Annotated in this window: 12 protein-coding genes; 9 read left to right on the top strand and 3 right to left on the bottom strand. The window is 59.4% G+C overall.

Going from position 1 to position 13,325, the window contains the following annotated elements; translation table 11 throughout:
* Nucleotides 1-203 precede the first annotated feature (203 nt).
* Nucleotides 204-1,388, top strand: a complete 1,185-nt coding sequence (locus ACOTWU_RS02520; RefSeq protein ID WP_017384766.1) for a NupC/NupG family nucleoside CNT transporter — start codon at nt 204-206, stop codon at nt 1,386-1,388.
* A gap of 72 nt (nt 1,389-1,460) precedes the next feature.
* Here ACOTWU_RS02520 and ACOTWU_RS02515 read toward each other — a convergent pair whose 3' ends face one another.
* Both ACOTWU_RS02515 and putP read right to left on the bottom strand, forming a co-directional pair.
* Nucleotides 1,461-1,880 (bottom strand): DUF3574 domain-containing protein, encoded by a 420-nt coding sequence (locus ACOTWU_RS02515; RefSeq protein WP_040117480.1) that lies wholly within the window; start codon nt 1,878-1,880, stop codon nt 1,461-1,463.
* Nucleotides 1,881-1,958: 78 nt separating this feature from the next.
* Nucleotides 1,959-3,467 carry a sodium/proline symporter PutP gene (gene putP, locus ACOTWU_RS02510; protein WP_017384768.1) on the bottom strand — a complete coding sequence of 503 codons (1,509 nt, stop codon included), beginning with the start codon at nt 3,465-3,467 and terminating at the stop codon, nt 1,959-1,961.
* Nucleotides 3,468-3,889: 422 nt separating this feature from the next.
* Between putP and putA the strand changes: the two genes are divergently transcribed.
* The gene (gene putA, locus ACOTWU_RS02505; protein ID WP_023303409.1) at nt 3,890-7,852 is read left to right on the top strand and encodes a trifunctional transcriptional regulator/proline dehydrogenase/L-glutamate gamma-semialdehyde dehydrogenase; all 3,963 of its coding nucleotides are present in this window, start codon (nt 3,890-3,892) and stop codon (nt 7,850-7,852) included.
* A 100-nt stretch (nt 7,853-7,952) separates the two neighbouring features.
* Nucleotides 7,953-8,348, top strand: a complete 396-nt coding sequence (locus ACOTWU_RS02500) for a lysozyme inhibitor LprI family protein (protein WP_017384770.1) — start codon at nt 7,953-7,955, stop codon at nt 8,346-8,348.
* Here ACOTWU_RS02500 and rutR read toward each other — a convergent pair.
* A complete protein-coding gene (gene rutR, locus ACOTWU_RS02495) occupies nt 8,345-8,983 on the bottom strand; it encodes an HTH-type transcriptional regulator RutR (protein ID WP_003858090.1) in 639 nt (212 codons plus the stop codon). The genes ACOTWU_RS02500 and rutR overlap by 4 nt on opposite strands.
* A gap of 245 nt (nt 8,984-9,228) precedes the next feature.
* On the opposite strand from rutR, the gene rutA reads away from it, so the two are divergent.
* Genes rutA through rutF form a run of 6 tightly spaced genes read left to right on the top strand, consistent with a single transcriptional unit; the run spans nt 9,229 to nt 13,319 of the window.
* Complete coding sequence (gene rutA, locus ACOTWU_RS02490) at nt 9,229-10,320, top strand: pyrimidine utilization protein A (RefSeq protein WP_126498943.1); 1,092 nt, start codon at nt 9,229-9,231, stop codon at nt 10,318-10,320.
* Nucleotides 10,320-11,009 (top strand): pyrimidine utilization protein B, encoded by a 690-nt coding sequence (rutB, locus tag ACOTWU_RS02485; protein WP_126498944.1) that lies wholly within the window; start codon nt 10,320-10,322, stop codon nt 11,007-11,009. The genes rutA and rutB overlap by 1 nt, the downstream gene beginning before the upstream one ends.
* 11 nt (nt 11,010-11,020) lie before the next feature.
* Nucleotides 11,021-11,407 carry a pyrimidine utilization protein C gene (gene rutC, locus ACOTWU_RS02480; protein WP_126498945.1) on the top strand — a complete coding sequence of 129 codons (387 nt, stop codon included), beginning with the start codon at nt 11,021-11,023 and terminating at the stop codon, nt 11,405-11,407.
* 7 nt (nt 11,408-11,414) lie between these two features.
* Nucleotides 11,415-12,215, top strand: coding sequence for a pyrimidine utilization protein D (gene rutD, locus ACOTWU_RS02475; protein ID WP_252049311.1), 801 nt, complete (start codon nt 11,415-11,417; stop codon nt 12,213-12,215).
* A 9-nt stretch (nt 12,216-12,224) separates the two neighbouring features.
* Nucleotides 12,225-12,815 (top strand): malonic semialdehyde reductase, encoded by a 591-nt coding sequence (locus ACOTWU_RS02470; protein ID WP_047052687.1) that lies wholly within the window; start codon nt 12,225-12,227, stop codon nt 12,813-12,815.
* A 12-nt stretch (nt 12,816-12,827) separates the two neighbouring features.
* The gene (gene rutF / locus ACOTWU_RS02465) at nt 12,828-13,319 is read left to right on the top strand and encodes an NADH-dependent FMN reductase RutF (protein ID WP_015570873.1); all 492 of its coding nucleotides are present in this window, start codon (nt 12,828-12,830) and stop codon (nt 13,317-13,319) included.
* Nucleotides 13,320-13,325: the final 6 nt, after the last annotated feature.

The following is a 13,325-nucleotide window of genomic DNA, read 5'->3' as shown; positions in this document are numbered from 1 at the left end:
AATTCTTGTGATAGTGATTATCATTACGGCAACAAGAAAAACAAGCGAAATGTGTTGCGTTTTGATGACCAGATGTAAACGCATTGCGGAGTAATAATCGCCTGAGTAACCATTACGTTTATAAGGTATAACGAAAATGCCCATTTACGGTTAACCGGGGCTGTGGCTAAATGTCCGCCTCGAAAACCAACTGAAAATAAGCCATGTTTAAAATTGTCCATTTCCTGCTGGCGCTGGTGATTATTCTTGCGCTCGCCTGGCTGGTGAGTTTCGACCGCCGAAAAATTCGTATTCGTTTCGTTTTACAGCTGATCGTGATCGAAATCGCGCTGGCGTTCTTTTTCCTCCACGCAGAAAGCGGCCTGTTTATTATTAAATACGTTTCCGGTTTCTTTGAGTCGCTGCTTAAATTCGCTGCCGAAGGGACGAATTTTGTCTTTGGCGGGATGGGTGAAAAAGGGCTGGCGTTCATTTTCCTTGGCGTGCTCTGCCCCATTATTTTTATCTCGGCGCTGATTGGTATTCTTCAGCACTGGCGTATTCTGCCGATCTTTATTCGGGTGATCGGGACGCTGCTGTCAAAACTGAACGGCATGGGCAAGCTGGAATCCTTTAACGCGGTGAGTTCGCTGATCCTCGGTCAGTCGGAAAACTTCATTGCCTACAAAGGCGTGCTGGGCGATCTCTCCTCGCGTCGTCTGTTTACGATGGCTGCCACGGCCATGTCGACGGTTTCGCTGTCGATTGTCGGGGCCTATATGACTATGCTCGACGCCAGGTTTGTCGTCGCGGCGCTGATCCTGAACATGTTCAGCACCTTTATTATTCTTTCGGTCATTAACCCGGCCCGCCCGGAAGCGGAGCCGGATATCAGGCTGGAAAAACTGCACGAATCCCAGAGCTTCTTTGAAATGCTGGGCGAGTATATTCTGGCCGGTTTTAAGGTGGCGATGATTATTCTGGCGATGCTGATTGGCTTTATCGCCCTTATTAGCGCCATTAACGCCCTCTTCTCCGGCATATTTGGCATGAGCTTCCAGCAGATTCTGGGTTATGTGTTTTATCCGCTGGCGTGGCTTATTGGTATTCCGCTGAGCGATGCCTTAAGCGCGGGGAGCATTATGGCAACTAAACTGGTGGCGAATGAATTTGTGGCGATGATCGAGCTGCAAAAAATAGCCCATCAAATGTCACCGCGCGGGCTGGGGATTTTGTCCGTGTTCCTGGTGTCGTTCGCTAACTTCGCTTCCATTGGCATTGTGGCGGGGGCAATAAAAGGTCTGAATGAGCAACAGGGTAACGTGGTGTCGCGGTTTGGTTTACGCCTTGTATACGGGGCAACGCTGGTAAGCCTGCTGTCGGCGAGCTTTGCGGGGTTGGTGCTGTAAGTTTTGTGCCCGGCGGCGCTTCGCTTGCACGGGCCTACGATACAACAACGGCGGGTTATCCCGCCGTTTTCATTAAAACTGCACGCACACCGGCTGGTCGACCCGCATCACCGACTCCTGCGCGAAGCGTGACTTATAGATCCCGCGCAACGCTTCGATATTCTTCTCACTCTGCGCGTCTTTAGCGTGGATCAGCATCAATGCCTTGCTCGGCTCGCGCGCCACTTTTCCATCATTCCCCAGCCACTGACCGCGCGCATCAAATACCGTTAAACCATCGCGAAAGCGTGGCGTCACGTCCTGGTCGACAAACTGCTGCCATTCGTTGCCTGTGATTTGCGCCCCGGCAGGACGGTTTAAGCCGAAATAGAGCGTGGTCTGCTGCATCTGATTTTCTGCTTTGCAGGTTTCTACCGGCGCGTGCTGCGTGGGCGCGTTACAACCCGCCAGCAGCATTAATGCCGCCGCCATCAACCCTGTTTTAATCATCATTTATTATTACTCACACTGGTGAACGGTCTGTTCCCTCTCCCCACCGGGGAGAGGGTTAGGGTGAGGGTGAGGGGAAAATTACTCAGCCTGGAGCTTAGACGGCGGCGCTGAGTGATAGTGCGCGTCCGCCTCCGCAAAGCGTTTCTGCATAGACGCAGACGGCGCTTTACCCAGCAGGCTAAACACCACGATACCGAGGCTGCCGAAGATGAAGCCCGGAATGATTTCGTACAGGCCCAGCCACGCGAACTGTTTCCAGACGATAACGGTTACCGCACCGATAATCATCCCCGCCAGCGCGCCGTTGCGGGTCATGCGTGACCACAGTACAGAGAACAGCACCACCGGACCAAATGCCGCACCGAAGCCCGCCCAGGCGTAGCTCACCAGCCCCAGGACGCGGTTTTCCGGATTTGCCGCCAGCGCAATCGCCACCAGCGCAACCACCAGCACCATAAAGCGCCCTACCCACACCAGCTCTTTCTGGCTCGCGCCCTTACGCAGGAACGCTTTGTAGAGGTCTTCGGTGATGGCGCTGGAGCACACCAGCAGCTGACAGCTCAGGGTGGACATCACCGCCGCCAGGATCGCGGAGAGCAGAATACCGGCAATCCACGGGTTGAACAGGATCTGCGCCAGCTCGATGAATACGCGCTCGGCGTTCTGGTTCACCGCGCCCGCCTGCGCCGGGTTGTTGTTGAAGTACGCGATACCGAAGAAGCCGACCGCACACGCCCCCGCCAGACACAGGATCATCCACGTCATGCTGATGCGACGCGCGTGAACGATGGTGTGGTGAGAATCCGCCGCCATGAAGCGCGCCAGAATGTGCGGCTGGCCGAAGTAGCCCAGGCCCCAGCCCATCAGAGAGACAATGGCGACGAAGTTCAGCCCTTTCAGCATATCGACGTTTTCGATGCTCTTCTGCTTGATCACTTCCAGCGATTCGCCAAAGCCGCCGACGGTGAAAATGACAATCACCGGAGTCAGGATCAGGGCGAAGATCATCAGGCTCGCCTGCACGGTATCGGTCCAGCTTACCGCCAGGAATCCGCCCACGAAGGTATAGAGGATGGTTGCTGCGGCGCCGGCCCACAGGGCGGTTTCATAGCTCATGCCGAAGGTGCTTTCGAACAGGCGCGCGCCCGCCACGATGCCGGAGGCACAGTAGATGGTGAAGAACAGCAGGATCACCACCGCGGAGATAATGCGCAGGATACGGCTGTTATCTTCAAAGCGTCCGGTGAAGTAGTCCGGCAGCGTCAGGGCGTTGTTGTTGGCTTCGGTGTGCACGCGCAGACGGCCTGCCACCAGCTTCCAGTTGATCCACGCGCCGACGGTCAGGCCGATGGCGATCCAGCTTTCGGAGATACCGGAGATGAAAATCGCGCCCGGCAGCCCCATCAGCAGCCAGCCGCTCATGTCGGAAGCGCCCGCAGAGAGTGCGGTGACCATCGGGCCTAAGCTGCGCCCGCCGAGGATGTAGTCGTCAAAGTTTTTAGTGGAACGCCATGCCAAAAACCCTATCAGGATCATGCCAAAAATATAAACGAGAAATGTCACCAGCATCGGTGTGCTAATAGCCATTCAAATTCTCCAAAATGTCGAGCGACAACCGTCCGGGTTGCCTTGTTATGTCATCACCGGAACGTAGTGATGTGTGTATGTGTTTCCGTTGGGCGCGCTATCCTGCCGTATACGCATCCCACTGACAAACGATTTAACACTGCATTTACATGAATTTCATCCCTGGTTTTATACGTCTTTCCTATAGGTTGCACTCGCTCACGCTTTTACGGGTTGCACCTTTAAAAAGTGTTAAGCACCGCATAAAAACTGGGCTCAGAAACCGCCGCACGTTCTTTTTCACAGCTAACTAATCGTTAACAATCCATTCATTTTCCAGCTTGCAGACCAGGTCACATTTAACACGGTTGCACAAAGTTGCAACATGGTGGATATTTCACGCTATCAACAGAACGCTATTACAGAACAACAGGAGTTTTGGCATGGGGATGACCACCATGGGGGTTAAGCTGGATGACGCTACCCGCGAACGGATTAAAACCGCTGCGACCCGCATCGACCGCACACCGCACTGGTTAATCAAGCAGGCGATTTTTAACTATCTGGAAAGACTGGAGAGTGAAGAAGGTCTGCCGGAGCTGCCTGCCCTGCTGGCGGGTGCAGCGAACGAAAGCGAAGAGGCCGCGACGGCTGTTGAAGAGAACCACCAGCCGTTCCTGGAATTTGCCGAGCAGATCCTGCCGCAGTCCGTCAGCCGCGCCGCCATTACCGGCGCCTACCGCCGTGCCGAAACCGACGCCGTGCCGATGCTGCTGGAGCAGGCGCGCCTGCCGGAAGCCGTTGCCGCTCAGGCGCACAGCCTCGCGTATCAGCTCGCCGACAAGCTGCGTAACCAGAAAACCGCCAGCGGACGCGCCGGTATGGTGCAGGGTCTGTTGCAGGAGTTCTCCCTCTCCTCGCAGGAAGGCGTGGCGCTGATGTGTCTGGCGGAAGCGCTGCTGCGTATTCCGGATAAAGCCACCCGCGATGCCCTGATCCGCGACAAAATCAGCAACGGCAACTGGCACTCCCACATTGGCCGCAGTCCGTCCCTGTTCGTTAACGCCGCCACCTGGGGCCTGCTGTTTACCGGCAAGCTGGTCTCCACCCATAACGAAGCCAACCTGTCGCGCTCTCTGAACCGCATCATCGGCAAGAGCGGCGAGCCGCTGATCCGCAAGGGCGTGGACATGGCGATGCGCCTGATGGGCGAGCAGTTCGTCACCGGGGAAACCATTGCCGAAGCGCTGGCGAACGCCCGCAAGCTGGAAGACAAAGGCTTCCGCTACTCCTACGACATGCTGGGTGAAGCGGCGCTGACCGCCGCCGACGCGCAGGCCTACATGGTCTCCTACCAGCAGGCGATCCACGCCATCGGTAAAGCGTCCAACGGTCGCGGTATTTATGAAGGGCCGGGCATCTCTATCAAGCTTTCCGCCCTGCACCCGCGCTACAGCCGTGCGCAGTACGACCGGGTGATGGAAGAACTCTACCCGCGCCTGAAGTCCCTGACCCTGCTGGCGCGCCAGTATGACATCGGCATCAACATCGACGCCGAAGAGGCGGACCGTCTGGAGATCTCCCTCGACCTGCTGGAAAAACTGTGCTTCGAGCCGGAGCTGGCGGGCTGGAACGGGATTGGTTTCGTTATCCAGGCCTACCAGAAACGCTGTCCGTTCGTCATTGACTACCTGATTGACCTGGCCAGCCGCAGCCGTCGCCGCCTGATGATCCGTCTGGTGAAGGGCGCCTACTGGGACAGCGAAATCAAACGCGCCCAGATGGAAGGTCTGGAAGGTTATCCGGTCTATACCCGCAAGGTCTATACCGACGTCTCTTACCTCGCCTGCGCGAAAAAACTGCTCGGCGTGCCGAACCTGATTTATCCTCAGTTCGCCACCCACAACGCCCATACCCTGGCGGCGATCTACAGCCTGGCCGGGCAGAACTACTATCCGGGCCAGTACGAGTTCCAGTGCCTGCACGGCATGGGTGAACCGCTGTACGAGCAAGTGACCGGTAAAGTGGCCGACGGCAAGCTGAACCGTCCGTGCCGAATCTATGCCCCGGTAGGTACCCACGAGACCCTGCTGGCCTACCTGGTGCGTCGTCTGCTGGAGAACGGGGCGAACACCTCCTTCGTTAACCGCATCGCCGATACCACCCTGCCGCTGGACGAACTGGTGGCCGATCCGGTACAGGCCGTTGAGAAGATGGCGGCGCAGGAAGGCCAGATTGGTCTGCCGCATCCGAAAATTGCCCTGCCGCGCGAGCTGTACGGCGCGGGCCGCGTCAACTCGGCGGGTCTGGATCTGGCGAACGAACACCGTCTGGCGTCGCTCTCTTCCGCCCTGCTTAACAGCGCATTGCAGAAGTGGCAGGCCAGGCCGATCCTTGAGCAGTCCGTTGAGGACGGTGAAATGCAGCCGGTGATCAACCCGGCAGAGCCGAAGGATATCGTCGGCTACGTGCGCGAAGCCACGGAAACGGAAGTGGAGCAGGCCCTGGAGAGCGCGGTGAACAACGCGCCAATCTGGTTTGCCACCCCGCCGCAGGAGCGTGCCGCCATTCTGGAACGCGCGGCGGTGCTGATGGAAGATCAGATGCAGCAGCTTATCGGCATTCTGGTGCGTGAAGCGGGTAAAACCTTCAGCAACGCCATCGCCGAAGTGCGCGAGGCGGTCGACTTCCTGCACTACTACGCCGGTCAGGTGCGCGATGATTTCGACAACGAAACCCACCGTCCGCTCGGCCCGGTGGTGTGTATCAGCCCGTGGAACTTCCCGCTGGCGATCTTCACCGGCCAGATTGCCGCGGCGCTGGCCGCAGGCAACAGCGTTCTGGCGAAACCGGCAGAGCAGACCCCGCTGATTGCCGCCCAGGGCATTAGCATTCTGCTGGAAGCGGGCGTACCGGCGGGCGTGGTGCAGCTGCTGCCAGGGCGCGGTGAAACGGTCGGGGCCAAACTGACCTCCGATAACCGCGTACGCGGCGTGATGTTTACCGGTTCTACCGAAGTGGCCTCCCTGCTACAACGCAACATCGCCACCCGTCTGGATGCGCAGGGCCGTCCTACCCCGCTGATCGCTGAAACCGGCGGCATGAACGCCATGATCGTGGACTCCTCCGCGCTCACCGAGCAGGTCGTCGTTGACGTGCTGGCCTCTGCTTTCGACAGCGCGGGCCAACGCTGTTCCGCCCTGCGCGTACTGTGCTTACAGGATGACGTGGCTGACCACACGCTGAAGATGCTGCGCGGTGCGATGGCGGAATGCCGCATGGGCAACCCGGGCCGTCTCACCACCGACATCGGGCCGGTGATCGACGCGGAAGCCAAAGCCAACATCGAAAACCACATTCAGACCATGCGTGCCAAAGGCCGTCCGGTGTTCCAGGCGGTGCGCGAGAACAGCGAAGATGCCCGCGAGTGGCAGACCGGCACCTTCGTGCCGCCAACGTTGATTGAGCTGGCAAGCTTCGACGAGCTGAAAAAAGAGGTCTTCGGTCCGGTACTGCACGTGGTGCGCTACAACCGTAACAACCTCAACGAGCTGATAGATCAGATCAACGCCTCGGGTTACGGCCTGACGCTTGGCGTGCATACCCGTATCGACGAAACTATTGCCCAGGTGACCGGCAATGCTAAAGTCGGCAACCTGTACGTCAACCGCAATATGGTTGGCGCGGTCGTGGGCGTGCAGCCATTCGGCGGTGAAGGTCTCTCCGGCACCGGCCCGAAAGCGGGCGGTCCGCTCTATCTGTACCGTCTGCTGGCAAACCGTCCGGAAAATGCGCTGGGCGTGACGCTGGCGCGTCAGGACGCGGAATATCCGGTGGATGCGCAGGTGAAAGCCGTGCTGACCCAACCGCTGGACGCGCTGATTAAGTGGGCTGAAAATCGTCCCGAGCTGCATGCGATTGCACAGCAGTACGGCGAGCTGGCGCAGGCGGGAACACAGCGTCTGCTGCCGGGTCCTACCGGTGAGCGCAACACCTGGACGCTGATGCCGCGCGAGCGTGTGCTGTGCGTGGCGGATAACGAGCAGGACGCGCTGGTGCAGCTGGCAGCCGCAACGGCAACGGGCTGTGAGGTGCTGTGGCCGGAAGATGCCCTGCATCGCGACCTCGCCAAACAGCTGCCAAAAGCGGTCTCGGCCCGCATTCGCTTTGCGAAAGCCGATGCCCTGCTGACCCAGCCGTTTGACGCGGTGATCTACCACGGTGATTCCGACCAGCTACGCGAACTGTGCGAGCAGGTGGCGGCCCGCAGCGGCGCGATTGTCTCGGTGCAGGGCTTCGCCCGCGGGGAGACCAACCTGCTGCTGGAGCGCCTGTACGTTGAGCGCTCGCTCAGCGTCAACACCGCGGCGGCGGGAGGTAACGCCAGCCTGATGACAATCGGTTAATCGTGTAAACTCTCCCCGGTGACGCTACGCTTACCGGGGCTACAAAATAGCCCAGGCCGGATAAGCACAGCGTATCCGGCTTTTTTACATGGAGGGGATGATGAAAAGAGTATTTCTCGCAGGTGCAGCCCTGCTCATGAGCGCCAGCGCGCTGGCCGACGAGTGCGATAACGCGACCACCCAGCTTGAACTGAACACCTGTAGCGCGCAGCAGTACCAGGCCGCCGATAAAAAGCTCAACGAGACGTATCAGGCCGCCATCAAACGTGCGGCAGCGCCTCAGCGCGATCTCCTGAAAAAGGCGCAGCAGGCGTGGATTAGCCTGCGCGACGCGGACTGTGCGTTTATCGGTTCGGGTACGGAAGGCGGGAGCGTTCAGCCAATGATTGTTAACCAGTGTCTGGCGGAGAAAACCGCGGAGCGCGAAGCGTTTCTGGCCACGCTGATGCAGTGTGAAGAGGGCGACTTAAGCTGTCCTCTTCCGCCGGGAAACTAGCGCACGCGGATCCCTTCGATAATCATCCGCTGTACGTTTTCCAGGGTGCTCTGGAAAAACGCCTCGTCCTGGAGCGTTTTACCGGTCACCGCCTCGACCTGGGCCGCGAAGTCAGCGTAGTGCTGGGTTGAGGCCCAAATCATGAAGATCAGATGATGCGGATCGACGGGCGCCAGTTTTCCGCTGGCGACCCATCCGGCAATAATGGCCGATTTATCGTCCACCAGCTGCTTTAAATCGCCGGTCAGCTCCGCCTGCAACAGCGGCGCGCCCTGCAACATCTCCAGGCAGAACAGCCTTGATGCCTGCGGGTAATCACGCGATACCTCCAGCTTCAGGCGTATGTACTCCTCTATCGCCACCAGCGGGGCCAGCTCTTCGCGAAACGCCTTGAGAGGTGCCAGCCAGATATCGAGGATCTGCTGCATCACCGCGATATAGAGCGCCTCTTTTGACGGGTAGTAGTAGAGCAGATTGGTTTTGGACACCCCGGCCTGCTCCGCCACCTGCTCAAGGCGCGTACCGTGAATACCAAACTGCGAAAATGTCTCCAGCGCAGCGCTGAGGATCGCCTGTTTCTTGGCGCTCACCGCCTGCGAACGTTTACCGGGTGTTTTCACTGCGCCTTGTGTCATTTTCGCTCTCCATTTTCTGTCCTGCGCTCAGCATAGCAAAACCCCCGTCTCGCCACGACCTTCTGCACCCTCAGCGCGCATGAGTGCCTGTTTTCTGTGCAATGATTTTGACCATCCAGTCCACATTTTCGCTGTTAATTTTAACAACCATCATTTAACACATTAATAACAAAGTGATTTTCAAAACTGGCACTGCCTTTGCAAAAACATCGTGACACCTGCGACGTAATGAAGAGAGGTTCGTGATGAAAATTGGCGTATTTGTACCGATCGGCAACAACGGCTGGCTTATCTCGACCACTGCCCCGCAATACATGCCGACCTTTGAGCTGAATAAAGCCATCGTGCAGAAAGCGGAGCACTACCACTTCGACTTTGCGCTCTCGATGATCAAGCTGCGCGGTTTCGGCGGTAAGACCGAATTCTGGGACCACAACCTGGAGTCTTTCACCCTGATGGCGGGCCTGGCGGCGGTAACCTCGCGCATCCAGATTTACGCCACCGCCGCCACCCTTACCCTTCCCCCGGCAATCGTGGCGCGGATGGCCTCCACCATCGACTCCATCTCCGGCGGGCGCTTTGGCGTTAACCTGGTCACCGGCTGGCAAAAGCCGGAGTACGAGCAGATGGGGATCTGGCCGGGGGACGATTACTTCTCCCGTCGCTACGACTACCTGACTGAATATGTGCAGGTGCTGCGCGATCTGTGGGGCACCGGCAAAAGCGATTTCAAAGGCGACTTCTTCACCATGAACGACTGCCGCGTCAGCCCGCAGCCGTCGGTGCCGATGAAGGTGATATGCGCCGGACAGAGCGACGCGGGAATGGAATTCTCGGCGAAATACGCCGACTTCAACTTCTGCTTCGGCAAAGGCGTTAACACCCCGGCCGGCTTCGCGCCCACCGCGGCACGCATGAAAGCGGCCGCCGACAAAACCGGGCGCGACGTGGGCTCCTACGTGCTGTTTATGGTGATTGCCGACGAAACCGACGACGCCGCGCGCGCCAAATGGGAACGATACAAGGACGGCGCGGATGACGAAGCGCTGAGCTGGCTTACCGAGCAGAGCCAGAAGGATACCCGCTCCGGCGCGGACACCAACGTTCGCCAGATGGCCGACCCGACGTCTGCCGTCAATATCAACATGGGCACCCTGGTTGGCTCGTATGCCAGCGTCGCCAGAATGCTCGACGAAGTGGCTGCCGTGCCCGGCGCCGAAGGCGTGCTGCTGACCTTCGATGATTTTCTCACCGGCGTGGAAACTTTCGGCGAGCGCATTCAGCCGCTGATGCAGTGCCGCGCCCACATCCCTGCCGTGACGAAGGAGGTGGCGTAATGACGACCCTCAACGCTCGCCCGGAAGCCATTACCTTTGACGCGCAGCGCAGCGCGCTGATCGTGGTGGATATGCAAAACGCCTATGCCAGTAAAGGCGGGTATCTGGATCTGGCCGGGTTTGACGTCTCCACCACGCAGCCGGTGATTGAGAACATCAAAACCGCCGTGAGCGCCGCGCGTGCTGCGGGCATGCTGATCGTCTGGTTCCAGAACGGCTGGGACGAGCAGTACGTCGAGGCTGGCGGTCCCGGCTCACCCAACTTTCACAATTCCAACGCCCTGAAAACCATGCGCCAACGGCCCGAACTCCAGGGCACGCTGCTGGCGAAAGGCGGCTGGGATTATCAGCTGGTGGATGAGCTGGTACCGGAACCCGGCGATATCGTGCTGCCGAAACCGCGCTACAGCGGCTTTTTCAATACCCCGCTCGACAGCCTGCTGCGCAGCCGGGGCATTCGTCATCTGGTCTTTACGGGCATTGCCACCAACGTGTGCGTGGAGTCGACCCTGCGCGACGGCTTTTTCCTCGAGTATTTTGGGGTGGTGCTGGAGGATGCCACCCATCAGGCCGGGCCGGATTTTGCCCAGAAAGCCGCCCTGTTCAATATCGAAACCTTTTTTGGCTGGGTCAGTAACGTCAATGATTTCTGCGACGCGCTGGATCCCCCGCTCGCTCGCATCGCCTGAGGAGAACCGCTATGCCGAAATCCGTGATTATTCCGCCGGGCACCAGCACCCCGATTGCCCCGTTTGTCCCCGGCACCCTCGCTGACGGCGTGGTGTATGTCTCGGGCACGCTGCCGTTTGATAAAGATAACAACGTGGTGTTTATCGATGACCCAAAGGCGCAAACCCGCCACGTGCTGGAGACGATCAAAACCGTGATCGAAACGGCGGGTGGGACGATGGAGGACGTGACCTTCAACAGCATCTTTATCACCGACTGGAAAAACTACGCCGCGATTAACGAAATCTACGCGGAGTTTTACCCCGGCGATAAACCGGCGCGGTTTTGCATCCAGTGCGGGCTGGTAAAGCCCGAAGCGCTGGTTGAAATTGCCACCGTTGCGCACATTGCAAAGTGAGGCGGCCATGAAACTGTCCATTTCCCCGCCCCCCTTTGCGGGTGCGCCCGTGGTGGTGCTGATTGCCGGGCTCGGCGGCAGCGGCAACTACTGGCTGCCTCAGCTCGCCGTGCTGGGGCAGGAGTATCAGGTGGTGTGCTACGACCAGCGGGGCACGGGGAATAACCCGGATACCCTGCCGGAAGACTACACCCTCGCACACATGGCCGACGAGCTCGCGCTGGCGTTAGCCGGGGCCGGGATCGCCCGTTACTGCGTGGTCGGTCACGCGCTGGGGGCGCTGGTCGGCCTGCGGCTGGCTATCGATAAGCCCGACGCCCTCACCGCGCTGGTCCGCGTCAACGGCTGGCTGACCCTCAATGCCCATACCCGCCGCTGTTTTGACGTTCGCGAACGCCTGCTGCATGCGGGCGGCGCGCAGGCGTGGGTAGAGGCGCAGCCGTTGTTCCTCTACCCGGCAGACTGGATGGCCGCCCGCGCCCCGCGGCTGGAGGCCGAGGACGCGCTGGCGCTGGCCCACTTTCAGGGCAAAGCCAATCTGCTGCGCAGGCTACATGCCCTGAAGCAGGCCGATTTTAGCCGCCACGCGGCACGCGTTCGCTGCCCCGTGCAGATTATCTGTTCCACCGACGATCTGCTGGTGCCGTCCGTCTGCTCCGCTGAACTGCACGCCGCCCTCCCGCACGCCCGCAAAACGGTCATGCGCCAGGGCGGGCATGCCTGCAACGTTACCGCGCCGGACACCTTTAACACTCTGCTGCTGAACGGGCTTGCGAGCCTGCTGCACAGCCCAGAACCCGCTTTGTAAGGAGCTTGAATGAGCGAAGCCATCACGCCCGCCGCGCTGGAAACGCTGTTTACCGGCGCACGTACCCATAACGGCTGGCTGGATATACCGGTCAGTGACGAGACGCTGCGCGAGATTTATGACCTGATGAAATGGGGGCCGACGTCCGCCAACTGCTCACCGGCGCGCATTGTGTTTGTGCGAAGCCCGGAAGGAAAAGAGAAGCTCCGCCCGGCGCTTTCCAGCGGCAACCTGGAGAAAACGCTCACGGCCCCGGTCACGGCGATTGTCGCCTGGGACAGCGAGTTTTATGAGCGCCTGCCTGAACTGTTCCCGCACGGCGATGCCAGAAGCTGGTTTACCGCAAGCCCCGCGCTGGCGGAAGAGACCGCCTTTCGCAACAGCTCAATGCAGGCCGCGTACCTGATTTTCGCCTGCCGCGCGCTCGGGCTGGACACCGGGCCGATGTCGGGTTTTGACCGGGAAAAAGTGGACGCGGCCTTTTTCACGGGCACGCTACTCAAAAGCAATCTGCTGATTAACATCGGCTATGGCGATGCGACCAAACTGTACGGACGCCTGCCGCGTCTGGCCTTTGACGATGCCTGCGGGCTGGCGTAAGGAGCGAACGTGATGACACCGGATAAACAAACCTTTCGCGACGCTATGGCCTGCGTCGGCGCAGCGGTCAATATCATTACCACCGACGGCCCGGCAGGCCTGGCGGGCTTCACCGCCAGCGCGGTATGCAGCGTCACGGATTCCCCGCCTACCCTGCTGGTGTGCCTGAACCGCGGCGCGTCGGTCTGGCCGATTTTCAGCGAGAACCGCACCCTGTGCGTTAACACGCTGAGTGCCGGACAGGAGCCTTTATCCAACCTGTTTGGCGGGAAAACGCCGATGGCGGACCGCTTTGCCGCTGCCCGCTGGCAGACAGGCGACACGGGCTGCCCACGTCTGGAAAATGCGCTGGCCTCGTTCGACTGCCGCATCAGCCAGGTGGTGAGCGTTGGCACTCACGACATTCTGTTTTGCGACATCGTATCCATCGTACGCCACCCGGCGCCGCAAGGGCTGGTGTGGTTCGACCGCGGCTATCACGCACTTATGCGACCCGCCTGTTAATCCGCA

It is taken from the genome of Enterobacter cloacae complex sp. GYL001 (genome assembly GCF_049237125.1).
Classification (GTDB): Bacteria; Pseudomonadota; Gammaproteobacteria; order Enterobacterales; family Enterobacteriaceae; genus Enterobacter; species Enterobacter hormaechei_C.
The sequence above is the reverse complement of the archived record's forward strand: the minus strand, read 5'-3'. Positions and strand labels throughout refer to the sequence as shown.

What these genes read in the sequence shown, in the direction of transcription:
- rutA (WP_126498943.1), top strand. Translation starts at nt 9,229, where the DNA reads ATGAAAATTGGCGTATTTGTACCGATCGGCAACAACGGCTGGCTTATC.
- putP (WP_017384768.1), bottom strand. Translation starts at nt 3,467, where the DNA reads ATGGCTATTAGCACACCGATGCTGGTGACATTTCTCGTTTATATTTTT.
- putA (WP_023303409.1), top strand. Translation starts at nt 3,890, where the DNA reads ATGGGGATGACCACCATGGGGGTTAAGCTGGATGACGCTACCCGCGAA.
- rutC (WP_126498945.1), top strand. Translation starts at nt 11,021, where the DNA reads ATGCCGAAATCCGTGATTATTCCGCCGGGCACCAGCACCCCGATTGCC.
- rutR (WP_003858090.1), bottom strand. Translation starts at nt 8,983, where the DNA reads ATGACACAAGGCGCAGTGAAAACACCCGGTAAACGTTCGCAGGCGGTG.
- ACOTWU_RS02515 (WP_040117480.1), bottom strand. Translation starts at nt 1,880, where the DNA reads ATGATGATTAAAACAGGGTTGATGGCGGCGGCATTAATGCTGCTGGCG.
- rutF (WP_015570873.1), top strand. Translation starts at nt 12,828, where the DNA reads ATGACACCGGATAAACAAACCTTTCGCGACGCTATGGCCTGCGTCGGC.
- ACOTWU_RS02520 (WP_017384766.1), top strand. Translation starts at nt 204, where the DNA reads ATGTTTAAAATTGTCCATTTCCTGCTGGCGCTGGTGATTATTCTTGCG.
- rutD (WP_252049311.1), top strand. Translation starts at nt 11,415, where the DNA reads ATGAAACTGTCCATTTCCCCGCCCCCCTTTGCGGGTGCGCCCGTGGTG.
- ACOTWU_RS02500 (WP_017384770.1), top strand. Translation starts at nt 7,953, where the DNA reads ATGAAAAGAGTATTTCTCGCAGGTGCAGCCCTGCTCATGAGCGCCAGC.
- rutB (WP_126498944.1), top strand. Translation starts at nt 10,320, where the DNA reads ATGACGACCCTCAACGCTCGCCCGGAAGCCATTACCTTTGACGCGCAG.
- ACOTWU_RS02470 (WP_047052687.1), top strand. Translation starts at nt 12,225, where the DNA reads ATGAGCGAAGCCATCACGCCCGCCGCGCTGGAAACGCTGTTTACCGGC.